Genomic DNA, 24286 nt, shown 5'->3' on the forward strand with positions numbered 1-24286 from the left:
GCATTCACCACCGTTCTGGGGGCAATGCTTGTGCCGGCGGCGCCAAGTCTGGCAAAAACCCCCAACGACCAGCTTATCATTGCAACGTCGCTGGCTCAGGTTCTGTCGCTTGATCCGCATCAGGCCACCGAAGCCAAGGCCAACGAAATCATGGCCAATCTTTATGATCGCCTGATTTCGGTGGATGGTTCGGGCAAGGTTTCGCCGCAGCTGGCGGAGCGTTGGGAGACAGACGACAAGGGCATCACGTTCCATCTTCGCGAGGCAAAATTCGCGTCCGGCAATCCCGTCACCTCTGCGGATGTGGTTTATTCGTTCAGCCGCCTGTTGAAGATGAACCAGGCGGCTGCCGCCAATCTTAAGCGTGTCGGTTATAATGCTGACAATGTCGACAAGCTGGTGAGCGCGCCGGATGAAAAAACGGTCCGCATCGAACTTTCCGGTGAAACCACGTCCGAACTGCTGCTCTATCGCCTTGCCATGGTCATCGCCAGCGTTGTCGACAGCAAGGAACTCAAGTCCCATGAAGTCAATGATGATTGGGGCAATGCCTGGCTGAGAACGAATTCCGCCGGTTCCGGCCCGTTCACGCTCAATCGCTGGTCGCCCAATGAGATCATCATTCTCGAGGCCAACAAGGATTATGTGGCCGGCAGCCCGAAAATGCGCCGCGTCATCGTGCGACACGTGCCGGAAAGCCAGGTCGAGCGTCTTATGCTGGAGCGCGGCGATATCGACATTGCCAGCGCGCTGACGGCGGCCGACCTTGCGATCTTCAACAACAAGGAAGGTTTTCAGATCCAGCGCGTGCCGACCGGCGGTTTCTACGTTCTGTCCATGAATGCCGGCAAGGAGCCTTTGTCCAACCCCAAGGTCCGCGAAGCGATTGCCTATGGCATCGATTACAAGGGCATGGAAAAGACCATCATGGGGCCTTATGGCCGGGCACGCACGGTGCCGGTGCCGGAGAATTTCGAATATGCCATTCCAAGCCCGGACTGGAAACTCGATGTTCCCAAAGCCAAGGAACTGCTTAAGGAAGCCGGATATGAGAACGGCTTTACGCTTAATCTGAAGACGATTGCGCAGACACCGCGTATCGACCTTGCCACCGCAATCCAGGCGTCTCTGAGCCAGATCGGCATCAAGGTCAACATTCAGCAGGGCAACGGTTCGGACGTCATTGCCGCCCACCGCGCCCGCGATTTCGATCTGCTCATTCCGCAGACCGGCGCCTATATGCCGAATGTGCTGGGTTCGATGGAGCAGTTTTCCAGCAACCCTGACAATTCGCTTGCCGCCAATAATGCCGGTAATTTCGTCTGGCGCTCGGCCTGGGACATTCCGGAACTGACTGCGTTGACGGCAAAGGCTTCGCTTGAGCCTGACGCCAAGAAGCGTGGTGCAATCTACACCGAGATGCAGGAAAAGTTCGTAGCGCAGAATCCGGCCGTGCTGCCGATGTTCGAGCGGTTCGAACCGATCGTGCTGAATGCGCGCGTGAAGGACTATGTCGGCCATCCAAGCCAGACGACGCGGCTGGAAAAAGTGACGAAGGACTAAGGGTAAAACCACATACCATCTGAAAACCTGTGACGGGCGGTCTTACCGCCCGTTTTTTATGGGCAGTTGCAGCGTGATGTTTTAGGGCAAACCGTTGGTTTCAGGCGATTATCGTCATCATCCCGAAATTTCGGGGGTTTTCTCAGGGACTTCATCGGATTAGACCCTGTGATGATCATTCCTTCCGCTGGGCGAGAGTCGCAAACTCCGCTCATCAACCTCCCGCAAAATACGTTGACGATCATGAACCTTGCACAGATAAAACTTCCGTCGCGGCCGCTGAGCCTCAAGCGTGGCGTCATTTCGGTGCCGGCAGCCTATTATTTCTCCATTCCGGTGCTTCTGGTAATCCTGGCGGTGATGCTTGTAGCCGAGGGCCCGGGCATATTGCGCGACTACCAGATCAGCAAAGATCCGCTGGAGATTGAAAGCGGCGATATCAACGGCAGCTGCAAGACACGCAAGGCGATCTTTACGACCTGCGAGGCGGACCTTTCTTATGAGCACGCCGGCGTGAGCTACACGAAGGAAGTCGAGGTTATGTTCGTCGATTTCCATTCCGGCGACTATGAGACCGGGCTGGTCATTTCCTCGAAAAACCCGGAGCTCGCAACGATCTCCCTCGGCCTCGATATGCTCTGGAACCGCATCATCACGCTCGGCGTATTTGTCGCCCTGCTTGGTTTCGGCAGTCTGGCAATGCTGTTTACGCTTATCCGCGTTCTGCGAGCCCGCCTGCAGCTGCGGCATCCGGCCCCTTTGACCGTCATCCCCGTGGCGCTGACGGCAGTCGCCGAAAAACGCAGCCGCCTTTTCGTGACCTATGCCGATACGGTGAGAGACGCCAGGACCAAGCGGCAGTCCTTCACCCATCTGGAGAGGGGACGCATCCCTGTCGTCGTTGGTCACACCGGAAAACACGATGTGGCGCTGGCAGTCTGGCACGGCAATACCGCGCTTCCGGTTCTGCTCGACGACCAGCTGGAGCGGATCGACCTGTCGGACGAGGAGAGGGCGCAGGCTCTTGCATCAATTGCACCGATGGTTGCGAGCCAGGCGCAGGAAGGCTCCTCCACTGCCGGTGCGGCGATAAAGAAACAACCGGGCCTTCTGCGGCGGCTGGGCACTTTCGTCGCAATCGTGGCCGTCATCATTATCGCGGTCTTCGGTTACTGGTTGTGGTACGTCACAGCCGCGCCGTCGCAATTCAATTCGCCGGGCATGGACCTCAACAACATGATGCCTGCAGCCCTCAATGAATGGGGTTGCACCCGTCTGCAGGAGCGCTTTGCAGACGGCCCGGCACCCTTTGGATGCACTGCGGCCGACTATCGAAGCTGGAAATAACGGCTTTTCTCTCTAATCCCGCCGGACCGCGCGCAGTGTTTTGCGCCGGTCCGGTGCATTTCCTGTTCGGCACAGAACGGATGGCGCCATTTATCAATAGTTGCATTAGAGATTTATAAATAAACCAAATTCATAGTGCGAGCATGGGCGGTTCTTCAGAGGCTGGGAGAGTGCATCATGTTCACGGTTCTGGAATGCGTTGCCGTACAACACGACAGGGCTGTCGTGCTTCTTGCGGCATTGATCTGCCTGCTTGGCATGCTCGCCTTTTTTCACCTGTTGTTACGTGCGGAGGAAAGTCCGGCTGGCCGCAAGCCCTATTGGGTGCTGACGGCCGCCTTTGCCGGAGGGCTCAGCGTCTGGGCCACACATTTCGTCGCCATGCTTGCCTATAAGGGTTCGGTCCCTATCGGGTTTGATTTTTTCTTCACGGCTCTTTCCGCAGGACTTCCGGTTCTGGGTTTCTGGCTGGCGCTCAGGGTGCCCTCGCAGGCAGGTTACAGCCCGGCAATCGTTGGAACGCTGGTGACCGTTTCGGTCGCCGTCATGCATTTCGTCGGCATGGCGGGAATGGATGTCGCCGCCACCGTCAGCTATCGCTGGGGGTCGGTTATTGGCGGTTTTGCCGTTGCCTGGGTGTTTTTTCTTCTGGCTTTTTTCCTGTTTCGCCGTTCCGGCTCCTGGGAACAACGTATCTTCCTTCCGGCCGGCTCTTCGATCCTGGCAATCTGCGCGCTGCACTTCACCACCGTTTCGGCAACGGTTCTGTCGCCGGATCCTTCCATTTCCGGTCCTGACCCCGATAGTCTCGCAAGGCTGATGGTGATCGGCGCCGTGTCCGGCGTAACGTTCCTGATCCTTTGTGCGACCGCTACCGCGGCTCTGGTGGATCGCTACCTTGTCGATCTCAAGGGCCTTGTCGATGCGACATTGGATGGCCTTGCCGTTGTGCGTGATGGTCGTATCGTTGAGCTTAACACCCGTTTTGCCGGTCTTCTCGGCAATGATGAGGTATCCCTGATCGGGAAAAATCCCGATGATCTGTTCCAGGCCATCGACGGGCAACCCGCCTATCTGCCGCGCCATGCGCCGGTTGAGGCGATCCGCGAGCGGGCCGACCGGCAACAGGTGTTCGAGCTTGCCGTGCGTACCATCGAATATCGTGGTCGCCCCTGCGAGGTGATGGCCATTCGCGACCTGACGGAGAAGCGCGAGGCGCAGCGGGAAATCGAATATCTCGCACGCCATGATGTGCTGACGGGCCTTGCCAACCGTACGATGTTCCAGACGCGGCTGCGCCAGCAAATCGAGAATTGCGACGAAGAGGACGAATTTGCGCTGCTGGCGCTCGATCTCGACCGGTTCAAGGCGGTCAATGACATATTCGGCCATGCCGAGGGCGACCGGGTGCTGAAAAGGGTTGCTGCCATTCTCCACGAATGCGCAAGGGCAGGGGATGTGGTCGCGCGCCTCGGCGGCGATGAGTTCGTCATCCTGACGGCCCGGCACACCAAGGCGGATGAGGCGCGCCTGCTCGCCGAGACCATCCTTGGCATGTTCGCGCTGAAAATGAATGTTGCCAACGACCCGACCGCGGTCGGCGTCAGCATCGGCATCGCCGTTTTCCCGCGCGACGGTCGGGATGATGAAAGCATCATGCACGCGGCAGATCTGGCGCTTTACCGCGCCAAGGTCGGCGGGCGCGGCATATTGGCTTTTTACGATCCTCTGATGGATCAGGAGGCGCGTGAGCGCCGGCAGCTCGAAACCGATTTGCGGCTTGCCGTCAATCGCAACGAGTTGCTGCTGAACTACCAGCCGGTCCTGTCGGTGGAATGCGGTCAGGTCGTCGGTTACGAGGCGCTGGTGCGCTGGCAACATCCGACAAGGGGTGTCGTGTCGCCGGATGTTTTCATTCCGATAGCGGAAGAAAGCGGTATCATCATCTCGCTCGGCGAATGGGTGCTGCGTGAGGCCTGCCGCCAGGCGAGCACCTGGGCACCGCATCTAAAAATCGCGGTCAATGTCTCGCCATTGCAATTCTCTCTGGCAAATCTCGGCCATGTCGTCTGCACGGTGCTGATGCAGACCGGTCTTTCGCCGAACCGGCTGGAACTAGAAATCACCGAGGCGGCACTTCTGAAAGACCGCAAGGCGACGCTGATCATTCTCAACCAGTTGAAGGCGCTGGGCGTTGCCATCGTCATGGACGATTTCGGCACGGGTTATTCTTCGCTCAGCAATCTCCAGAGCTTCCCATTCGACAAGATCAAGATCGATCGCAGCTTCATTGCCGCCATGAGCGATGATGACAATGCCCGCGCCATCGTGCGCGCGGTAATCGGCCTTGGCCGCAGCCTCGATCTGCCGGTGACGGCGGAAGGCATCGAAACCGATGCCCAATATCGCATGGTCGTGGATGAAGGATGCGCGCAGGCACAAGGTTATCTCTTCGGCAAACCCGATGTGGCGCCTGCCGGGGCTGCAGGTGCGACCACGCGGAAGAAATATTCCGTTTGAAATAAAGCGCGACGGCATGATGCCGTTGCCTGCCTTCCCCAAAATGATGGAACGAGAGTGGACGCAGATCGTTAGGGTCACGTGTGATGCGTCCACATCGTCGGCGAGATCCGGCACCGGACGGCCGGCGTTATCGAGCGATACAAATGCGCTTGTCACGGGACGCACCACGGATGGATATCTATCTATGGAGAGACCGCGATGACAGACCGCCTCGAGCCGCAGGACCCACGCAGCCAGTATCCGCGTCCGCCATTTTTGACACCCGAACAGGAAATGCCGGGTCTGGTGACGAATATGACGCCTTTTCCGGACCACGGCGAAAAGAGCTACAAGGGCTCGGGCAAGCTTGCCGGGCGCAAGGCGCTGATAACCGGCGGCGATTCCGGCATTGGCCGTGCTGTTGCCATCGCCTTTGCGCGGGAGGGGGCTGATGTGGCGATTTCCTATCTGCCCGAAGAGGAATCCGATGCCGAAGAGGTCGTGGCTCTCATCGAGGCGGAAGGTCGCGTGGCCGTGGCGTTGCCGGGCGATATCACAGATGAGGGCTGGTGCCGGGAACTGGTTGAAAAGGCGGCCGGTGATCTCGACGGCCTGGATATTCTTGTCATCAATGCCGCAAGACAGCAGTATCGCGAAGGCATAGACGAGCTGTCGACCGACGATTTCGACCGCACCATGAAGACCAATCTCTATGCGCTGCACTGGATTGCCCAGGCTGCCGTTCCACACCTGAAGCCGGGCTCGTCGGTGATCACGACAGCATCGATACAGGCCTATGAGCCGTCGCCGATCCTGCTCGACTACGCAACCACCAAGGCCGGCATTGTCGCCTACACCAAAGCGCTTGCCAAACAGCTGATCGAAAAAGGCGTTCGTGCGAATGCGGTGGCGCCCGGACCTTTCTGGACTGTGCTGCAGCCGAGCGGCGGCCAGCCCGACGAAAAGGTGCGCAATTTCGGCAAGGACAGCGATTTTGGCCGGCCGGGACAGCCTGTGGAACTCGCGCCCGTCTATGTGCTGCTGGCCTCTCAGGACGGGAGCTTCATCAATGGCGAGGTCTATGGCGTGACCGGTGGCAGGGGCATTGCCTGAGGGCGGTGTGTCAGTCTTGAGGATATGACATGAAACAGCAGGCAGAACGTTCAGATACGCAGGTAAACGCCCTCGACGTCCGCGACCGGCTGATACTGGCGCTTTATGCCCAGCTGAAGGCGGAGCGGCAGACACGTGAGGCGATGGAATGGGTCATCCGTAACGGTGGCCTCACGCCCGAGGTGCTGGAGGCAATGGCATCCGACCCCGTGCCGGTGCTGGCTGAGGCGGATATTCCCGCCATCGAGCGTATTCTCCGCGCTGATCGATCTCCACATGACGCTAATAGCGGACGACCATCATGAACCGGAGAGCCAGCTGGAAGGGCCATCTTGCCTTTGCCGATTTCAACTGCGAAATCGGCCTCTATTCCGCGCTGACCTCCACGGAGAAAATCTCGTTCAACATCGTCAACCGCAAGACCGGCCACCGGGTTGAGCGGCAATATGTCGATAGCGATACCGGCGAGGCTGTCGGGCGCGACGATCAGGTCAAGGGTTACGAGCGCGACAATGGTGACTACATCGTCATCGAAGGCGATGAAATCGCGAAACTGATGCCGGAGAGTGACAAGATCATTCGCATCCGGCATTTTCTTGAATGTGACGACATCGACAAGCTGTTTTTCGACAAATCCTATTACCTCGCCCCAACGCAGGAAGGCGGGGAGGAGGCGCTGACACTGCTGGCAAAGGCCATGCAGGACGAAAACGTCGTTGCGCTTGGCGAGGCGGTGCTTTTCCGCCGCAACCGCATGCTGCTGATCCGCCCAAGCGGCAAGGCGCTCGTCGCCACCACGCTGAATTTCGGTTACGAGGTGCGCGCTGAGAGCAGCGTGTTCAAGTCTATTCCAGATATCCAGTTCGATGCCGAGATGCTGGAGCTTGCCGGCCATATCATCGAAACACGCGCCGGCACCTTTGATCCCTCCGAATATAGCGACCGGTACAATGATGCCCTCGCGGAACTGGTGAAGGCCAAGATCGAGGGCCGGGAAATCCCCAGGCGGGCCGCGCCGAAAGAAGACAATGTCATCGATCTGAAAGAGGCCCTGCGCCGCAGCGCGAAGGCCGAGGGCGGGAAGAAGAACACGACGGGCCGCAGGACTTCCCGGAAAGCGAGCTGATGCATGGGATTGCAGACCTATAACGCCAAGCGCAGTTTCGACAAGACGCCGGAGCCGAAGGGCACCCGGGCCGAAGCTCAGGGGTCGAGTTTCGTGATCCAGAAACACGATGCCCGCCGGCTGCATTATGATTTCCGGCTGGAAATGGACGGGGTGCTGAAAAGCTGGGCGGTGACGCGTGGCCCGAGCCTCGACCCCGAGGACAAACGCCTTGCGGTGCATGTGGAAGACCACCCGCTGAGCTATGGTGATTTCGAAGGCGTCATTCCCAAGGGCCAATATGGCGGTGGAACGGTCATCGTCTGGGATCGTGGCGTCTGGAGGCCGATTGGTGATGCGAGGAAAGGATATCGCAAGGGCCATCTCGAATTTGAACTTGATGGCGAAAAGCTGAAAGGGCGCTGGCACCTGGTGCGTATGCACGGAAAACCCGGTGAGAGCAGGGAAAACTGGCTGCTGATCAAGGGGGATGATGAGGAGGCCCGGCATAAGGGTGGTGCGGATATTCTGGAGGAGCGACCGGAATCGGTAAAGACCGGACGGAGCGTCGAGGATGTCGCGGCCAAACCGAAAGACACGTGGAATTCCAAGCCGGTATCCAAAAAGGCTGCTGCCTCTTCTTCCGGCCAAAAGCAGGCGCACGCCTTGCCAAAGGGAGCACGCAAACAGGCGCTTCCGTCCTTCGTGCCGCCGGCGCTGGCAACGCTGAAGCCGAAACCGCCGACCGGTTCCCGCTGGCTGCATGAGATCAAATTCGATGGTTACCGTCTGCAGGTGCGGCTCGATCACGGCAAACTCCAGCTTCTGACCCGCAGCGGGTTGGACTGGACGGAGAAGTTTGGCGATGCGGTGGCACGCGCGCTAAAGGCCCTGCCGGCCGAAACACTGCTCATGGACGGGGAAATCGTCGTGGAACGCGACAGCGGCGCCTCCGACTTCTCGGCATTGCAGCATGATCTGAGCGAGGGGCGAAGCGACCGTTTCGTTTTTTACGCTTTCGATCTGCTTTATCTTGATGGCACCGATCTGCGCGGTGCGGCGCTTACTGACCGCAAGGCGCTGCTGGAAAAGCTGTTGCCGGCGGGTGATCCCAAGCTGCGATACAGCGAACATTTCGAGGAGAGTGGCGAGCTTGTGCTGGACCATGCCTGCCGCCTCAGCCTTGAAGGCGTTATTTCCAAGGTCAAGAACAGCCAATATGTTTCCGGCCGCAAAGGCGAATGGGTCAAATCCAAATGCTCCATGCGGCAGGAATTCGTCATTGGCGGCTACACGCTCTCTTCGACATCGGACCACGCCATCGGCTCGCTGGTGCTTGGCGTTTATGAAAAGGGCAAGCTGCGCCATGTCGGCCGTGTCGGCACCGGCTACACGGGTGAGGTGGCCGAAATGCTGCTTGGCCGCCTGAAACCGCTGGACCGCAAGGAGAGCCCGTTCGGCGACAAGCTCACCGCGCTTGCACGCCGCGACCTTCACTTCGTCACGCCGCAACTGGTGGCGGAAGTCGAGTTTCGGGCCTGGTCTGGCGATGGCAATCTGCGTCACGCTTCCTTCCGCGGCCTGCGCGAAGACAAGCCGGTGGAAGAAATCGAACGCGAGGAGAAGGCCGTGAGCGATACAGGCGCGCCGCAATCCACCATCAAATTCACCCATCCGGACCGGCTTTATTGGCCTGATGACGGAGTGACCAAGGAGGGGCTCGCCGATTATTACGCGCAGGTGTGGCGGCATATGGCGCCCTTCGTCGTCGACCGACCGCTGGCGTTGCTGCGCTGTCCCGAGGGTATAGAGGGGCAGCGTTTTTTCCAGAAACACGCCTGGCGCGGCATCAACAAGGCCGTGGAACAGATCAAGGATCCCAAGGACAAGGGCGGCGAACCGCTGATCCGCATCACCGATTTCGACGGCCTTATGGCTCTGGTCCAGTCCGCCACGCTTGAAATTCACCCATGGGGCGCAACGACTGCCAACTGGGAGAAGCCGGACATGATCACCATGGATATCGACCCCGGGGAAGACGTGGCCTGGGAAGAGGTGATCGAGGCGGCGTTGGAACTGAAACGGCGTTTCGAAGACGCCGGGCTTGCGGCCTTCGTCAAGACGTCCGGCGGTAAGGGCCTGCATGTCGTGGCGCCGCTCAAACCGCAGGCGGGCTGGGCCGCCGTCAAGGCTTTCTCAAAAGCGATGGCCGCCGATATGTCGAAGGCTGAACCCGATAAGTATCTTTCCGTGGCCACGAAAGCAAAACGCAAAGGTCGCCTTTTCATCGATTATCTGCGCAATGGCAGGGGCAATACGGCGGTTGCACCCTATTCGACCCGTGCACGACCGGGGGCGGCGATTTCCGCGCCGCTGGAATGGTCGGAACTCACGGCTGAGATCGGCCCGGCGCATTTTACCGTCAATAATATCGGCGCGCGCCTTTCAGCCCTGAAAAAAGACCCATGGGACGGTTTTTTCGCCGCAGCGGAACCGCTGCCGAAAAAAGCCCGCTGACGGCAGCTGATCATCAGCTTCGTTTTTCGGCAGCAAGGCTTTTTTTCAGTGCGTCCATGATGTTGATGACATTGCCGCCGGTGCGGGCTTTCGTGCCGGTTTTCTTGTTGGACGACGGCGTTTCGTCGCCTTTGGTCTTCAAAAGCGCCTTGATCTTCTTCTGGATCGGGTCCTGCACCAGAGTTGGCTTCCAGCCGGTCATCTGTTTGCCGATGCGCTTTTCCATGGCCTGCAGCAGCGTTTTTTCAATTTTCATTTTCGGGTCGAGCGCGTCGATGCTCTCACGCACCTCTTCGCCATAATGCAGCGTCCACAGGATGATGCCCTTGCCGGAGGGTTCCAGCAGAACTGCCCGTTCGCGGCGGTAAAGCACCAGTCGCGCAATGCCGAACACACCGTTGGCCGTCATGGCTTCGCGAATGACGCTAAAGGCCTCGGTGCCGATCTTGTCTTCCGGACGCAGAAAGTGCGGTCGGTCATACCAGATCCAGTCGATGGACCCCTTCGGTACAAAAGTCTTGATATCGATCGTGCGGGTACTTTCCAGCGCCACGGCATCGATCTCGTCGTCCTCCAGCAGCACATAATCGTCCTCGGCGCGGGGAAACCCCTTTACCTGATTTTTTGCTGCCACGGGCCGGTGAGTGATATTGTCGACATACCGGCTTTCGACGCGATTGCCGGTGTTGCGATTGAGAATGTGGAAACGGTATTTGTTGCCTTCGGTGGTGGCGGGCGTCAGCGAGACGGAGGCTGTTACCAGCGACAGCTTCAGATAACCCTTCCAGAAAACCTGCCGTGCCATTGTTCGCGGTCCGTTTCGCCGTTGATCTCCCGGATCAAACTTCCGCGGGGCGGTATTTGTTCCGGGAGAGTGGCAATCGGGCAGCGGGGCAGTCAGCCGAGCAGAGAAGTCAGCCCGTAGACGGCGGCGGAGATCAGTGCGGCGGCCGGCATGGTCACGATCCATGCGATGACGATGTTACCGGCAAGCCCCCAGCGCACCGCGGAAACCCGGCGTGCCGCCCCCACGCCGACGATGGCGCCGGTAATCGTGTGGGTGGTGGAGACCGGAATTCCGAGCCATGTCGCGCCGAACAATGTCAGCGCGCCGCCGGTTTCGGCGCAGAAACCCTGCATCGGGTTCAGCCGGGTGATCTTCGAGCCCATGGTGTGCACGATGCGCCAGCCGCCGAACAGCGTGCCGAGCGCCATGGCCGACTGGCAGGAAATGACCACCCAGAACGGCACGTAAAAGCTTTCGCCCAGATGCCCCTGGCTGAACAGCAGCACGGCGATGATGCCCATGGTCTTCTGCGCGTCGTTGCCGCCATGGCCGAGCGAATAAAGCGAGGCGGAGATGAACTGCATGACGCGGAAGGTGCGGTCCACCGCAAAAGGTGTCTGCCGAACGAACAGCCAGGAAACGGCGAGCACCAGAAGCAGCGCCAGAAAGAAGCCGATGGCCGGCGACATGAAGATCGCCCCGACGGTTTTCAAGAGGCCCGACCAGACGATCGAGTTAAAACCGACTTTCGCAAATCCGGCACCGACGAGGCCGCCGATCAGCGCATGTGACGAACTGGAAGGAATGCCAAAAACCCAGGTGACGATGTTCCAGACAATCGCGCCGATGAGGGCAGCAAAGATAACCTGCGGCGAAACGATGGCCGGATCGATGATGCCGGTGCCGAGTGTTTCCGCTACATGCAGGCCGAAAAACAGGAAGGCGATGAAATTGAAGAAAGCCGCCCAGGCAACCGCATATTGCGGGCGCAATACGCGGGTGGAAACGATGGTGGCGATGGAATTTGCAGCGTCATGGAGACCATTCAGGAAATCGAAGAACAGCGCGATGGCGATAAGGCCGACAAGCAGCGGCAGGGCAAGTGCGACATCCATCAGACGTTCTCGATAACGATGCCGCTGATCTCGTTGGCCACATCCTCGAAGCGGTCGACGACCTTTTCGAGTTCGCCGTAGATCTCGCTGCTGATCATATAGGCCATGGCGTTACCGGCCGCACCGTGGCGACGGAAAAGGTCTTTCAGGCCCTGATCATGAAGCTCGTCGGAGCGGCCTTCGACGCGGGTGACTTCTTCGGCAATCGCCGAGAGGCGCTGCGCATTGGTGCCGACCTTTTCCAGAAGCGGAATGGCTTCGGCGATCAGGCTTGCCGCACGCACGATCTCATGGCCCATCTCTTTCATCAGCGGATCGAATTCGCCCTGTTCGAACAGGCGGATGGTCTTCACCGTCTTGTGCATCATGTCGATGGCGTCATCCATGGACTGGATGAGGTCCTTGATGTCGCCGCGATCAAAGGGGGTGATGAAGCTGCGCCGCACCGCAAGCAGCACATCGCGGGTAATCTCATCAGCCTGATCTTCGAGGGCGACGATAAGGTCGCAATTCTTCTCGACATCGATGCCGCTTAACAGTTGATTGAGAGCACCAGCCGCCTTGACGACGGTTTCGGAATGTTTGCTGAACAGGTCGAAGAAACGATCCTCGCGCGGCATCAGCTTGCGGAAAATGCTCATCATGCGAATTGGCCCTCAATGGCGCTATTTATGTTGTAGGGGGTAATTGTCATAAAACTGTCATAAATGCAGGCAGGGCATTGATGCAACCCGGAAAATCGGCACTATCAACGCAAATGAAATCTTCCAAGAAAAGCCGGAAAACCCGTCCGGCGCGCCCCCTGACACTGCTTCAGCAGCTCGCTGCCGTTCCCGAAAAGCTCTTCACCGGCGCTTTCCGGCAGCAATATGCCGCCTTGTGTTTTCGCTACGGCGGCAACGGAGACGATGTTGAAATCCTCCTCGTCACGTCGCGCACCACCCAGCGCTGGATTATTCCGCGCGGCTGGCCGATGAAACGCAAGAAGCCGCATGAGGCGGCGGCGATTGAGGCGTGGGAAGAGGCGGGCGTGCGCGGCCGGGTGAGAAAGGCTGCCATTGGCCGTTACACCTATCTGAAGATGCTCGACAATGGCGACGTCGTCCCGTGCATGGTCGATGTATTCCAGATCGAGGTGACGGGTACGGAAACAAGTTTCAAGGAACGGGGCGAACGCCTGGTTGAATGGGTCCGCCCGGATGAGGCCGCGAGGCGCGTTCGGGAAATCGAACTGAAATCACTGCTGGTTGATTTCAGGCCCAAGGGCAAAAGAAAAGACAGGGCGGGTGAGAGCCCCTGAGGGGCCGCCATGTTCTGTGTGCGCAGAGCCCAGATATTACGCTGTCCGAAGCTTTTGCCGTAATGTCATTGCAATATGACGCGCCCAGTTTTGCCGGATGAATTTCATCAGGTGCATTATGCGTTTACGTCGTGCCGCCATGCGGCTTCCCGGCCGTTACCTCCATGCCATCATCGTTCTTTCCGTACTTCTGGCAGGGGCCGGCCACCATGCTTCTGCTCCGATAAGAACCGTTGCCCCATTGACGGAAAAAGCATTGCTGCCTCTCCCGCCAATGGCCGTCCTGCATGCAAACAAGGGGCTTTCAGCCGGGCTGCGCCTCGCGAGGCTGGACCGGGTTATCCGTCGTGTCCGGTTTCCCTGCCTCATCCGGTGCTTTCGGCAAAAGGTTGGCGAAACGCCTGGTGATGCTGTCGATATAGGACAGGATGGTCGGCACGACGATTAGGGTGAGAAGGGTGGAGCTGATGAGGCCGCCGACCACCGCATGCGCCATCGGCGCGCGCTGTGCACCGCCACCGCCGATGGCGAGCCCAAGCGGGATCATTCCGAAGATCATCGCAAGCGTCGTCATGATGATCGGCCGGAAGCGGATTACACCGGCATTCGCCAGCGCTTCGTTGAGCGAAAGTCCGCGTTTCCGCTCCCTGTTGGCGAAATCCACCAGCAGGATACCGTTCTTGGTGACGAGGCCCATCAGCATGATGAAGCCGATCAGCGAGAACATGTTGATCGTGCTGCCGGCCACCATCAAACCCAGAAGGACGCCGGCCAGCGAGAGCGGCAGTGAAGCCATGATGGCGAGCGGTTGCAGGAAGCTGCCGAATTGCGAGGCAAGCACGATGTAAATGAAAATAACCGCCATCGTGAGGGCCTTGACCATGTGGCCAATCGTTTCCTGCATGGTCTCGGCCTCGCCGCCGAAGCGGATGCGGTAACCATCCGGCAGATCGCGGGCGGCGGTCAGGTTTTGCACGGTCTCCATCACGTCGCCAAGCGTGCGGCCGGAGATGTTGGCTGAAACCAGCACCTCACGGCGATTGTCTATGCGACGGATTTCGGCCGGTGCCGGCGAGGTGCCGATCTCGGCGACCTGATCGAGACGCACCATCACCGGTGTGCCGTTCGATGCCGTGCGACCGGTCGCGATCATCAATTCGCCGAGGGTTGCGGCATCGGAGCGCCGATCGCCGGGCAGGCGCACGACGATGTCATAACTGTTGCCGCCACTATCCGTCCATTTCGAAACGTCCTCACCACCGATGAGCGAGGAGAGGGCCGTGGCCAGATCGGAACGGGAAATGCCGAGATCGCTCGCCGCCTCGCGTTTCAGACGCACGGAAAGAACCGAGGTCACGTTGCGGGCGCTGGAATTCACATCCACCAGGCCGGGGATTTTTCTCATATCCTCGACCAGACCAGCGGCTATTTTTTCAAGGACGGCACGGTCGTCGCCAAGGATGCTGAGCTTTACCGGGCTTTCGCCGCCGCCAAGACCGTCCTGAAGGATTGCGACCTCTATGCCGGGTATGGCTGACAGGCGCTTGCGGATCGGTTCGGCCAGCGTCGCGGGTGTTTGTGCGCGCGCTGTCAGCGGCACCAGCCCCACCAGCACCATGGCGCGCTGCTTGCCCGCCGCGCCACCGGTATTGATGGTGCAATAGAGCGTTTCAACCTCGGGAAACGCCCTCAGTGCCTTTTCGACCTGCCGCACTTTAGCCGTCGTGTAATCCAGTGACGAACCGGCCGGGGCCGTCACGGTAATCTGGAAGCGGCCCTCATCGGTAGCAGGTACGAATTCCATGCCGACCAGCGGCACCATGAACAGGCTACCGATGAAGATTCCCGATGTGGTGAGCAGGGTGATGAGCCGGTGGCGCAATGTCCAGCTGATCACATGCCGATATTGTTCGGCCAGCCATTCGAAACCACGATCAAAACGCGTAATCAGCCGGCCAATTGGCCCGCGCCTGGCATCCGGTTGCGCATCCGGGTCGTACCAGACGCTCGAAAGCATCGGATCAAGCGTGAAGGCGACGAAGAGCGAGATCAGCACGGCAGCCGACACGGTGACGCCGAATTCATAGAAGAACCGGCCGATAATGCCGTCCATGAAGGCGACCGGCAGGAAGACCGCCACGATGGTCGCGGTCGTTGCGATCACCGCAAGGCCGATTTCGTTGGTGCCGTCGAGCGCCGCGCGGATATGGGATTTGCCCATGTGCAGATGCCGGGTGATGTTCTCGCGCACGACGATCGCGTCATCCACCAGGATGCCGATGGAGAGTGTGAGCGCCAGAAGGCTGAGTGTATTAAGGGTGAAACCAAGAAAATCGATGACGGCAAGCGTACCGATGATGGCGATTGGCAGTGTCAGGCCGGTGATGACCGTGCTGCGCCAGGAATTCAAAAACAGGAAAACGATGGCGATGGCGAGCGCTGCCCCTTCGATCAGCGTCGTCTGCACCTGATCGACGGATTCCCGGATGGGCGTGGAGGTGTCGGTGACGATGCGCAATTGCACATTCTGCGTGGCCAGCTCGGTATTGAGCTGCTGGATGCGTTTCTTCACATCCGTCACGACCTGAACCGTGTTGGCGTCCTGGACCTTGACGATATCGATTGCCAGCGCCGTCTGGCCATTATAGAGGGCGCGACTTTCGGCATCGACCGCCCCTTCGGAAACCGTGGCGACATCGCGCAGCAGGATCGCCGCGCCACCACGCCTCGCCACCACCATGTCCAGCAGCGCCTGCGGCTCGTCGACGCGACCCTGAACCTGGATCGTGCGTTCGGAGACGGGATCGACGATGCTGCCGGCCGGGCTGTTGCCGTTGCCGGTGCGCAGCGCGTTCACCACCTCGTTGACGCCGACCCCGAGCGCCCGCATGCGTGTTTCGTCCATGGCAACGTCGATCTGTCGTTTGCGGCCGCCCACCAGCGTCGCCTGTCCGACACCTTCAACGGTCGTCAGCTGGCGCACCACTTTCTGGTCGGCAAGGGTGGTGAGTGCTGGCACATCGAGCGACGTCGAACTGATTGCCAGCGAGAGGATAGGTTCGGCGGCGGGATCGAAACGCGAGACGACCGGCTTCTTGGCGTCTTCGGGCAAATTCGCTTCAATGGCGGCGACCTTGTCGCGCACATCCTGTGCCGCGGCGGCCCCCCTTACCTCGAGCTTGAATTTCACGACGACCACGGAGCGCCCCTCATATGAGGTCGAGGTGATCTCATCCAGGCCGCCAATGGCGTTCAGCGCATCCTCGACCGGGCGCGTTATTTCGGTTTCCACGGTCTCCGGCGTCGCACCGGGATAGGTGGTGACCACGACGACGACGGGCACGTCGACATTGGGATATTGATCCAGCCCCAACCGCTGCAGCGAAAAGAGGCCCATGACCAGCAATGTCACCATCATCATGGTGGCGAAGACGGGATGGGAGACGGATATACGCGTCAAGAACATTTCAGCCTGCCTTATCGATGGTCACGGCCATGTCCGGCTGCAATTCCGGAAGCGGTGCAGTCAGGATCATTTCGCCATCCTTCAGGCCCGTGGCGATCTCGATCAGGCTGCCGCCGTTCCAGCGCGATCCGAGCGCCACCGTCTGGCGGCGCAGATGACCGTCCGTCACCTTGAGCACGTGGTAGCCCGTCTCATCCTTGCGAAGCGCGATGGCGGGAACGACGAGCGCGTCGTTTTTTTCGCGGACGAGGATTGATCCGCTGGCAAACATGCCACCCCACAACCGACCGTCGCGATTGGCAAGCCGCAGATAGACGGCGACGAAACGTGTGCCATCCTCGGCAACCGGGCTGATACGCTCGACAGTGCTCTTGACGGTCTGGCCAACGAGGCCGTCAATCTCCAGTTCCGCTGTCTGGCCAGGGGTTACACGGGGAATATCGCGGGTGGCGACCAGAACCTTCGCTTCCAGCACGCTGGTATCGACCAGTGTGAGAAGTTCGCCATCGGCACTGACGCGCGCGCCTGCCTCTGCCAGCCGGCGGGTGACCGTGCCACTGAAAGGCGCGCGGATTTCGGCATTGCTCAATGCAAGGCGGGCAATATCCGTCTGCGCCGAAAGGCTTTGAACCCTTGCGGTTTTCACCACGACATCGCTTTTCGCCTTGTCCAGCTGTTCCGCCGATGTGATGTTTTTGGTGGCAAGCTGTTCGGTTCTCGTCAGTGCCAGCATCGCCAGCGTCAGTTCGGCCTCGGCCGCGTCCCGGTCGCTTTGCCGTTGCAGCAACGCCGCTTGCAGGTCGTCGGTTTCAAAGCGCACCAGCACATCACCGGCCCGCACCGCCTGTCCGTCCCGTACGTTCATCTCCAGAATTTTCCCGGCCTCACGGGTGCGGATCACGATACGGCTGACCGGCTGGAGTTCGCCGCTGACGTTGAGCTTTTCCACCATCTGGCGTGTGCCGATCTTCGCCGTTTCCGCAGCCGTCAGTTCGAAGGGGATGCCGGCCGGGCTCAGGGAGGTGGCCTCGACAATTCCCCTGGCGCGTTCATTCGCATCGACGCTGCCGCGCGCCGGGTCGAGGGCAGTAACGACGAGAACGCAGCCCGCAAGTGCGATCCCGGCCTTGATGCTTCTCTTCACCCACATAATACAATCCTTCCAGGCAAAGTTCCTTGGGTAGCGGCTCACCGAGCCGTCACGTCGCCGGTTATTCAGGCGGATGGTATCTGGATAAGTGACCATAATTGCAGCAGCATTACCCTGCCGCATCGTCTTCGCCGCAATACTGCCGCAACCTTTCTGGCAGACAAAGGCTGGCGAAGGGACGGTGATGCATGAGACTTCTGTTGATCGAAGATGAAAGGGAAATGGCCGATGCGCTGTCGGCAACGCTCGGCAAGCAGGGCATCGTCATCGACCATACGATGCGGCTTGGTGACGCGATGGAACTGACGCGCCAGCATGTTTACGACGCCATCCTGCTCGACCGCCGGCTACCGGATGGGGAGGGTCTTGCGCTCATCCCGAAACTGCGCCGTGCCGGTGTCGATACGCCGATCATCCTGCTCACCGCCATGAATGAGCCGGAGGACCGCATTGCGGGACTGGATGGCGGCGCGGATGATTATCTGGGCAAGCCGTTTCTCGTCGGCGAGCTTCTGGCGCGGGTGCGCGCGGTTCTGAGACGACCGGTAAACCTTGCACCAGCCCAGATCACCGTGGGCCGGATCGTGATCGACCCACTGCATCTCAGCGTCACCATCAATTCCCTTCCCTTCGATCTTCCCAGACGCGAACTTCTGGTTCTCGTCGCGCTCGCCAAGCGCAAGGGTAAATCTATGCTGCGTTCCACCCTCGAGGCGGCCGTTTATAATTACGAGGAAGAAATCCAGTCCAATGCGCTCGACGCGCATATATCGCGGCTGCGCAAACGCCTGCTCGACGCCTCGGCCGGTGTGAGCGTGCACAATATTCGTGGCATCGGTTATCTGTTGAAGGAAGAGGCATGAAAGCGCAGGGCAAATCCAACCCGTCCCTGTGGTGGCAACTGAGCTGGCAACTCAGCATCGTCGTCTCCGCCATGATCGCCGTCGTCATCATCGGGCTTTGTGTTTACGGGGTGATGCGGGTCTCTCCCAATATCGGGCTTTGGGAGGATCTGTCTTCGACACTCGGCGAGTCGCTTTCGCTCGATCCGCAGAAGGGGCTCGTCCTCACCGAGGGGCCGGCGCTGAAGGCCCTCAAGGCGGAGAATAAAGAACTCTGGTTCGTTGCCTCGACGCTGGATGGTCAGTCCGTGACCTATGGCGCTGTGCCAGCGGTCTATGCCGAGCTGTCGCGTTACGCCCATCTGATGATGGATGCCGATATTCGCGGCGGTGCCGGCATATCCGAGGTTGCGCTGTCTGAAAGTCTCGATACGGCATCTGGGCCGCTGAGGGTCATGTTCGGCGGAACCTCCCATATCAGCGCGTCGTTTCTGACGCTTCTTCTCGGCACTTATCCGATCTATGTTCCGCTGCTGGCGGTTATCCTGCCTGCGGTGTTCTTTTCCGTGCCGCGCATCGTGCGCCAGGCGCTCGCCGGTCTCAGTTCCGTCGTCCGGAAAGCCCCGGAGATCGACCCGCGCCGGGCGGGCTCGAAGCTTCCAGTCGAGGATGTGCCGCGGGAAGTCGTGCCGTTGATTGTGTCTTTCAACAGCATCCTTGAACGGCTTGAGCAGCAGTTTCGGGCGCGGCAACGGTTTCTCATCGATGCGGCGCATGAACTCAGAACACCGATCGCCATCATGCAGACCCGGATAGAGGGTCTGCCGGAAGGGTCGGAACGGCAGCGCCTGATGGAGGATGTCGCGCGGCTTGGCGAGACCGCGGAGCAGCTTCTGGCCGTGGAGCGGAACGATCAGGTGCACGACCGATGGGAGACGGTCGATCTCGTCGAGATCGCCCGTACAGTCGTCGCCGATCTTGCGCCGCTGGCGCTGTCTGCGGGTTACGATATTTCCTTCGACACGCAGATAGCGTGCTACGAGATGCAGGGCAATCCCTTCGCCCTGCCGCGCGCCGTCAATAATATCGTGCGCAACGCCATCGACCATGGCGGAAACAGAGGAATGATCCAGGTCTCGGTTCTCGCAAACGGGGAAATTGCGGTTTCCGATGAAGGGCAGGGCATAGCCGAAGACCATCAGGAGCGGATATTCGAGCCATTTTATCGTGTGACACCGCGAAGCACGGGAGCAGGCCTGGGTCTCAGCCTTGTCAAGCAGATCGTCGCTGACCACAATGGACGTGTCCGTCTGGAGAGTTCCGCCTTCGGAAGCACATTCCGGCTCTGCTTCTGATCGCCATTTTTGCAGCGCCTGCGGACCGCGATTGTAATGCTGCCGCAATTTTAGCTGTCGTAGCGTGCGGGGCACAGGAAATCTTTCCAACCGGAGCACATGCAATGAAACACCAGCGGAATCCGTTCGTCACGGCCAGCGGCAGCAAAGTCGCGCGCAGCCGCAGCGCCACCTTCGCCACCTTGCCTTTTGCCCTCATCATGTCCGGCTGTGCCTCCGTTCCGCTGCAGGAGGGCGGCACGCTGACATCCTATGCGCAGCTCAGTCCCGCCAAGGGCAAGTTCACCAAGACCAGAACCTTCGTGGATGCCAAGGGATTGGCCGCGGTTAAAACCGTCGCCATCGTGCCCACCACCTTTTCCTTCACCGCCTCGTCGCGGGTCACCTCGGAAAAGGACCGTACGCTTGTCTCGAACGCGCTCGATCGCGCCATCTGCGTGGCGCTCAGTGACAGATACCGGATCGCCGCTCTTGGCCAGCCGGCGGACATGACGGTGCGCACCGTCATCACCGATCTGGTGCCGACCGACAAGACCATGGCCGGTGTTTCGACGGCGGTGTCGCTCGGCAGCAATTTTGTCCTGCCGGTCGGCGTGCCGCGATTGCCGGTTGGCCTCGGCGGCCTGGCGGTCGAGTCGGAGGCGGTGGACAGTACCGGCGTCCAGCGCGCAGCCGCCGTCTGGTCTAAGGGTGCCAATTCCTTCACCGACAATGCCCGTGTTTCGGAAATCGGCGATGCCTACGGGCTGGCATCGGATTTCGCCAATTATTTTGCGCGCATCCTCGTCACCGGCAAGACCTCCGAAGGTCTGGATATCTCGATCCCATCCGGCCATCGCATGCGCTCGGCCCTCGGCGGCAAGCCGAAATATGCCGAGTGCGACGCCTATGGACGGTCGCGTGGATTGCAGGGCATGGTGGCCGATCAATTCGGCGCACCGCCTGACTGGACGGACAAGCAGGCAAAAGCCGCTTCGCGATAGGATCAACAGGTCTCATCCGCACCCGCCGTTGCCGTGTTGGCGGGACGGGCGGCCTGCGCCCATAATGCCTGCGCCATCGTCTTCAGCCGCAGCGATTCCGCCCATCTGTCGGTGGAATCGTTGCCGTCCCGGTCGGTAATCGCATAGGGCGGAGGGCCGAGTTCACAGGTGAAGACCAGCTCGGCATTATCGGGCGCACGGGATCGCCAGTGCCGGAACCCATAGTCCCACCAGTCCAGAAATAGATCGACCCATGGCCGGTGATGGGCAAAGGAAATCTCGATCTGGATCTGCTCGCACGAGCCGATGCGTCCGTGAAAGGCCTGCGCATTATGAAGGATGCGGTGGATTTGCCTGTGGCTCTCGTCTTCCACCGGAAAGGCGAATTCGCGGGCAACGAGATAATGGGAGAGATCGGCGAGAAGCGGCAGATCGGGTCGCTGCTCAAGCAGGTCCAGCGTAAATAGGAGATCGCTGGTGATGCGGTTGCGGTGAGTCTCGATGTAGACGGGAACGCCAGCCTTCTCGGCAAGCCGCATCCAGCCGTCCAGCAGCGGCATGCAGTCCTTCACCCGGCGCGGGCGGATATCCGCCTGCAGATCGATATGGCTGACCGGAAATTCCTGCGCCAGTTCCAGCGTGTGGCGCAGGTCGTTGACATTGCGTGGAAAGCACACGCCTTCGACCCTGAGGCCCGTGCCACGGATCGCTTCATGGAGACGCCGCACATCCGCACGGTTGGTGTAATGCGCGCTGATCCCGTCAAACCCGGCTTCGGCGATCCGGGCAATGTTTTCCTCAAGGCGGGGTTCAGGGCCATTGCCGTTTAGCCGTTCCATGGCCCAGAGCGATTGAAAGATGAGCAGCTTCTGCATCACGCCGCCCGCGCGCTTTTCAGCAACGTCTTGAGGTTGAGGCCGGGATCGGCAAGCGCCGCCGGATCGGGGCTGATACCGGCGGCAATCAGCATCTCGGCCAGTTTTATGTCTTTCGCAACGCTGTTGCCGATACCCAGCCCGGCTGCTGCGACAAGCTGGCCGTCCTCAAGGAAGAATTCCAGCTCGCCATTGCCGAGCGGACGAATGACGCTTTGATGTCTCGGCTGCGGCAGGCCCGCGACCTGAAGGCCGAGATCATATTGATCCGACCAGAACCACGGGAGGGCGGTAAAAGCCTCGTTTGCGCCGAGACTGTTGCGCGCGGCGATTTCTGCCTGACTGCGGGCATTGCGCCAGCTTTCGAACCGGATATGCCCGCCGGCGGCTTGCGAGACGGCCGCGCAATCGCCCGCCGCGAAGATGTGGGGATCGCTGGTGCGCAGGAAGGCATCGGTCAGAATGCCGTTGCCGGTCGCAAGCGCCGCCGCTTCGGCCAGAGCGATATTGGGCACGACACCGATGGCGGAGACGACGATATCGGCGGGCACGCGCCCGCCATCGGTTAGCAGGACAGCTTCCGGCGTAATCTCCGAAACGCCCTGACCCAGATGGAAATGCACCCCTTCATCGCGATGGCGCGCATGTATCTTTTCGGCAAAACGCGGCGGAACCGCCCGGCCGAGCGGCCGCGCTGCCGCTTCGATAACGCTGACCGTAAGCCCCTTGCCGCGCAGCACCGCGGCAAGCTCCATTCCGATCAGTCCGCCGCCGATGATCGCAATCCGTGCGCCGCTATCGGCGCGGGAGAAAATCACTTCCGCATCCGCATGGGTGCGGAAATTGAGCGCCTGTGCGGCACCGGGGCAGGCGAGTGTTCGCGGCTGCGCCCCGGTTGCGAGGAGCAGCCTGTCATAACCAAGTGTCCGCCCGTCATCGAGCATCACCAGACGGTCTTTCGCATTGATACGGGTCGCTGACACGCCTTGCAGATAAGTGATCCGGGCGGCCGCCAGCGTTCCGTCCGCGCAGATGGGTTTCATCCGCACCGCAGCTTCCAGCGGCTTGGAAAGCGGCGGCCGTTCATAGGGCGGATGCGGCTCGGCGCCGACCAGCGTGATATCGCCGTCGAAGCCGGTTTCGCGCAAAGTAAAGGCGGCGCGGGTTCCCGCCTCGCCGGCGCCGATGATGACGATTGCGTCCATGATATCTCCGTGAGAAGGGGCCGGCGCGCTTTTCAGGGCGCACCGGCTGGGGGAGGGTCAGTTGCGGCTGGCGTAATCGGTCATGTTTTTCCGCGTCACCAGTTCGAAGGGCACCATGACCTGCTTGTCGACCGGCGTGCCGCGCATCAGGGCGACGGCGGCATCGAGCGCACTTGTCGATTGCCCCCTGGCGTTCTGGAACACCGTGGCATCCAGGTCGCCGGCGGCCATGGAGGCAAGCCCGTCCGGGGTGGCGTCGATGCCGATGACGATGACATCATCCATCGAAACGCTTGCCGCCTTCAGCGCCTGCACCGCGCCGATGGCCATTTCGTCATTATTGGCGAAGACGACGTCGATGGGACGTCCGGCGGTGATCCAGTTCGTCGTCATGTCCATGGCGTTTGTCCGTGTCCAGGCCGCCGACTGTTCGTCGGCGATGGTGACGGCCTTGCAGTCACCGGATGCGAGCGCCTGTTTAAAGGACGAGGTACGGTCACGCGATGCCTGATGGGCAAGGTCGCCCATCAATATATAAGCCTGCGCATCCGCCGCCTTTCCTTTTTCCTTGAGCAGCGAACAGGCCGCTTCGCCGGCCAGCCGCCCGGCATCGGTTTCCCTTGAGCCGACATAGGCCTGTTTTTCCGGAAGCCTGGCGACATTGTCCGGCTCGAGATTGAGATAGACGAGCGGAATGCCTGCCTTGGCGGCGGCATCGCTGATGCCGGGTGCGGCCGAGGTGTCCGCCAGCGTGACGATGATCGCATCGACGCCGGCGGCGATGAAATTATTGACCTGGTTGAGCTGCTTGGAAATATCGGCCTGCGCGTCCTCGACCTGGATCTTGACGCCGTCGACTTCCGATGCCCGGGCGCCGAGCCCTTCGCGCAGCAAGGTCTGGAAATTATTGTCGAAGCTCTGCATCGAAACGCCGATGGTCTCGGCTGACGCAGTGCCGGCGAAAAGGACCGCCAGAGCGGCCATGGTACAGATGGATTTCATGTTTGTCCTCCCTTGGGGCGCCGGGCCGCCCGGGTGCATTCCGGAGGCCCTTTCGGGCC

General features: G+C 60.2%; 19 protein-coding genes. 11 read left to right on the plus strand and 8 right to left on the minus strand.

Going from position 1 to position 24286, the window contains the following annotated elements:
* Nucleotides 1-24 precede the first annotated feature (24 nt).
* The 7 genes from EXN68_RS16445 (at nt 25) to ligD (ending at nt 10147) form a co-directional block, all read left to right on the plus strand.
* The gene (locus tag EXN68_RS16445) at nt 25-1563 is read left to right on the plus strand and encodes an ABC transporter substrate-binding protein (RefSeq protein WP_371338332.1); all 1539 of its coding nucleotides are present in this window, start codon (nt 25-27) and stop codon (nt 1561-1563) included.
* Between the two features lie 243 nt (nt 1564-1806).
* On the plus strand, nt 1807-2910 hold the full coding sequence (locus tag EXN68_RS16450) for a hypothetical protein (protein WP_142842083.1): 1104 nt from the start codon (nt 1807-1809) through the stop codon (nt 2908-2910).
* A 177-nt stretch (nt 2911-3087) separates the two neighbouring features.
* Entirely contained in the window at nt 3088-5430 is a 2343-nt protein-coding gene (locus EXN68_RS16455; RefSeq protein WP_142841899.1) for a bifunctional diguanylate cyclase/phosphodiesterase, read from the plus strand.
* 201 nt (nt 5431-5631) lie between these two features.
* Entirely contained in the window at nt 5632-6525 is an 894-nt protein-coding gene (locus EXN68_RS16460; RefSeq protein WP_142841900.1) for an SDR family oxidoreductase, read from the plus strand.
* Nucleotides 6526-6554: 29 nt separating this feature from the next.
* Nucleotides 6555-6830 (plus strand): hypothetical protein, encoded by a 276-nt coding sequence (locus EXN68_RS16465; RefSeq protein ID WP_142841901.1) that lies wholly within the window; start codon nt 6555-6557, stop codon nt 6828-6830.
* The gene (ku, locus tag EXN68_RS16470; protein ID WP_142841902.1) at nt 6827-7651 is read left to right on the plus strand and encodes a non-homologous end joining protein Ku; all 825 of its coding nucleotides are present in this window, start codon (nt 6827-6829) and stop codon (nt 7649-7651) included. Before EXN68_RS16465 ends, ku (EXN68_RS16470) begins: the two co-directional genes overlap by 4 nt.
* Nucleotides 7652-7654: 3 nt before the next feature.
* Entirely contained in the window at nt 7655-10147 is a 2493-nt protein-coding gene (ligD, locus tag EXN68_RS16475; protein ID WP_142841903.1) for a DNA ligase D, read from the plus strand.
* 13 nt (nt 10148-10160) lie between these two features.
* Here ligD and ku (EXN68_RS16480) read toward each other — a convergent pair whose 3' ends face one another.
* The 3 genes from ku (EXN68_RS16480) to EXN68_RS16490 all read right to left on the minus strand — a co-directional run bounded on the left by ku (EXN68_RS16480) (nt 10161) and on the right by EXN68_RS16490 (nt 12693).
* Nucleotides 10161-10952, minus strand: a complete 792-nt coding sequence (gene ku, locus EXN68_RS16480; protein ID WP_142841904.1) for a non-homologous end joining protein Ku — start codon at nt 10950-10952, stop codon at nt 10161-10163.
* 92 nt (nt 10953-11044) lie between these two features.
* Nucleotides 11045-12049: an inorganic phosphate transporter gene (locus tag EXN68_RS16485; RefSeq protein ID WP_052820405.1), complete on the minus strand. Its 1005-nt coding sequence runs from the start codon at nt 12047-12049 to the stop codon at nt 11045-11047.
* Nucleotides 12049-12693 (minus strand): DUF47 domain-containing protein, encoded by a 645-nt coding sequence (locus tag EXN68_RS16490; RefSeq protein ID WP_142841905.1) that lies wholly within the window; start codon nt 12691-12693, stop codon nt 12049-12051. The genes EXN68_RS16485 and EXN68_RS16490 overlap by 1 nt, the downstream gene beginning before the upstream one ends.
* A 113-nt stretch (nt 12694-12806) precedes the next feature.
* Here EXN68_RS16490 and EXN68_RS16495 point away from each other — a divergent pair, with 113 nt between their 5' ends.
* A complete protein-coding gene (locus tag EXN68_RS16495; protein WP_142841906.1) occupies nt 12807-13349 on the plus strand; it encodes an NUDIX hydrolase in 543 nt (180 codons plus the stop codon).
* 304 nt (nt 13350-13653) lie between these two features.
* Here EXN68_RS16495 and EXN68_RS16500 read toward each other — a convergent pair whose 3' ends face one another.
* Both EXN68_RS16500 and EXN68_RS16505 read right to left on the minus strand, forming a co-directional pair.
* Nucleotides 13654-16815 carry an efflux RND transporter permease subunit gene (locus tag EXN68_RS16500; RefSeq protein ID WP_142841907.1) on the minus strand — a complete coding sequence of 1054 codons (3162 nt, stop codon included), beginning with the start codon at nt 16813-16815 and terminating at the stop codon, nt 13654-13656.
* A gap of 1 nt (nt 16816) precedes the next feature.
* Nucleotides 16817-17965: an efflux RND transporter periplasmic adaptor subunit gene (locus EXN68_RS16505; RefSeq protein ID WP_142841908.1), complete on the minus strand. Its 1149-nt coding sequence runs from the start codon at nt 17963-17965 to the stop codon at nt 16817-16819.
* Between the two features lie 188 nt (nt 17966-18153).
* Between EXN68_RS16505 and EXN68_RS16510 the strand changes: the two genes are divergently transcribed.
* The 3 genes from EXN68_RS16510 to EXN68_RS16520 all read left to right on the plus strand — a co-directional run bounded on the left by EXN68_RS16510 (nt 18154) and on the right by EXN68_RS16520 (nt 21145).
* Nucleotides 18154-18828 (plus strand): response regulator transcription factor, encoded by a 675-nt coding sequence (locus EXN68_RS16510; RefSeq protein ID WP_142841909.1) that lies wholly within the window; start codon nt 18154-18156, stop codon nt 18826-18828.
* The gene (locus EXN68_RS16515; protein WP_142841910.1) at nt 18825-20162 is read left to right on the plus strand and encodes a sensor histidine kinase; all 1338 of its coding nucleotides are present in this window, start codon (nt 18825-18827) and stop codon (nt 20160-20162) included. The genes EXN68_RS16510 and EXN68_RS16515 overlap by 4 nt, the downstream gene beginning before the upstream one ends.
* Before the next feature lie 104 nt (nt 20163-20266).
* Complete coding sequence (locus tag EXN68_RS16520) at nt 20267-21145, plus strand: DUF3313 domain-containing protein (RefSeq protein ID WP_142841911.1); 879 nt, start codon at nt 20267-20269, stop codon at nt 21143-21145.
* A 2-nt stretch (nt 21146-21147) separates the two neighbouring features.
* Here EXN68_RS16520 and EXN68_RS16525 read toward each other — a convergent pair whose 3' ends face one another.
* From EXN68_RS16525 to EXN68_RS16535, 3 genes are read right to left on the minus strand one after another with little or no spacing between them, the layout of a single operon-like run.
* Nucleotides 21148-22023, minus strand: a complete 876-nt coding sequence (locus EXN68_RS16525; RefSeq protein WP_142841912.1) for a sugar phosphate isomerase/epimerase family protein — start codon at nt 22021-22023, stop codon at nt 21148-21150.
* Entirely contained in the window at nt 22020-23225 is a 1206-nt protein-coding gene (locus tag EXN68_RS16530) for an NAD(P)/FAD-dependent oxidoreductase (RefSeq protein WP_142841913.1), read from the minus strand. The genes EXN68_RS16525 and EXN68_RS16530 overlap by 4 nt, the downstream gene beginning before the upstream one ends.
* A 57-nt stretch (nt 23226-23282) precedes the next feature.
* A complete protein-coding gene (locus EXN68_RS16535) occupies nt 23283-24227 on the minus strand; it encodes a substrate-binding domain-containing protein (RefSeq protein WP_142841914.1) in 945 nt (314 codons plus the stop codon).
* Nucleotides 24228-24286 lie beyond the last annotated feature (59 nt).

Origin of the sequence: Martinezella rhizogenes, from assembly GCF_007002745.1 — a bacterium.
Lineage (GTDB): Bacteria > Pseudomonadota > Alphaproteobacteria > Rhizobiales > Rhizobiaceae > Agrobacterium > Agrobacterium cucumeris.